General features: G+C 39.8%; 2 protein-coding genes. Both read left to right on the top strand.

The features are described from left to right. Nucleotides 1-146 precede the first annotated feature (146 nt). Complete coding sequence (locus BUC07_RS20470; RefSeq protein ID WP_073174218.1) at nt 147-746, top strand: CDP-alcohol phosphatidyltransferase family protein; 600 nt, start codon at nt 147-149, stop codon at nt 744-746. Then, nucleotides 710-1,564: carboxypeptidase-like regulatory domain-containing protein (locus tag BUC07_RS20465; RefSeq protein ID WP_139279678.1), on the top strand; the 855-nt coding region annotated here is incomplete at its 3' end. The genes BUC07_RS20470 and BUC07_RS20465, both read left to right, overlap by 37 nt.

The following is a 1,564-nucleotide window of genomic DNA, read 5'->3' as shown; positions in this document are numbered from 1 at the left end:
AATAACAAGCTTTTACCTTCTCTGAGGGTAAAGGTATTTTCATCCCCTTCCAGGGGTTATCCCAAAGCCACGTCCTCTGGGCGTGGTTTTTTACTATTATTTCTATGAAGAAAACAGACAATTTTAAACAGGAAAAAAATTTTACAATGAAACAATTAATCATACGTGAAGAAAACGTTTTAAATGTGCCTAATTTTATAAGTCTGTATCGGCTTTTGGCATTTCCGGTTATTTTTTATTTGGCACTCACCGGGCACGAACAAGGGTTTGTAATCCTCCTGTGCATTAGTTTGGTCAGCGACGTACTGGACGGAAACATCGCCCGTTTTTTTAAACTGCAAACCAATTTTGGCGCAGCACTCGATAACCTTGCCGATATTTGCACCTATGCCATGGCAATTTTGGGTTTGTTTGTTTTTAAATGGACCGAAATAGAACCCCATTCATGGATTTTATTTCTCTTCCTTGGGATGTTTATTCTGAGTTATATTGTTGCTTTTGCCCGTTTCGGAAAAATTCCGGGACTGCATTTGTATTCGGCCGTTTCTGCAGGTTATGCCCAGAGTATCTTCTTTTTTATATTGTTTGTTTTTGGCTTTTTTCCGTGGATGTTATACCTGGTAGCTACATGGGGAATAATCGCCTACATCGAAAAAATCATTGTTCTTTTTAAGCTCGACGACATTAAAATCGGGGTAAAAGGATTGTATTGGTTGATAAAAAAAGAGAAGGAGCGGGCACACTAATGATGTTACATAAATTTACGATGGCCCTTTTGCTGGCCATAATATATACCGGGGCTTTTCCCCGGGAGATTACTGGTACCATAAAAGATCAGAAGACGCAGGAATCAATCCCCTATGCAAATGTATGGATAAAGGGTACAATCACAGGGACCATGTCGGATGTGGAAGGCCGGTTTAAAATGAACCTGGAGAAGAATGATACGCTTTGTGTTTCTTCGGTTGGATACCAGAAGAGAGAGATCCCTTCTTTGGAAATCACCGAAACTTCCACTACTGTTTTTATGCAGGAAGAAGTAAAGGAGTTGAGTGAAGTAACCGTAAAACCCGAAGTTTCGCGTGCAAAAGTTTTGCTAAAAAAAATCCAGGAGCGAAAAGATGAAAACAGTGAAAACATTCAGAAGGTCAACAATTACAAAACATTTGAACGAACAACGGTTTATTTGGCTGTCGATTCCACTTCGCGGACAAACCGGATTATCGGCAACCTCGATGAAGTAACCATGAAACTTGACGGACAGAGTTTACGGTTCTCTCCCATTTATCTGGCCGAACTTGGCGAAAAAAATGTGAGCAGAAAAGACAGTGTGGTTTACAACCGAAAAGATGGAATCTTCCCCAAATTAAACCAAACGATTGAAAGCCTGATTCTTTTAAACGTAGTAATCGATATGGATTTTTACCGCGACCAGATAAAAATTCTTGGAAGGGGAATTACCTCGCCACTAAGCAATTCGGCCCAACTGCATTACGATTTTTATTTAAACGACAGCACCTACATTGGAGACACTAAATATTTTAGTTTTTCTTTCACCCCGAAA

Origin of the sequence: Tangfeifania diversioriginum (assembly GCF_900141875.1) — a bacterium.
GTDB classification, from domain to species: Bacteria; Bacteroidota; Bacteroidia; order Bacteroidales; family Prolixibacteraceae; genus Tangfeifania; species Tangfeifania diversioriginum.
The sequence above is the reverse complement of the archived record's forward strand: the minus strand, read 5'-3'. Positions and strand labels throughout refer to the sequence as shown.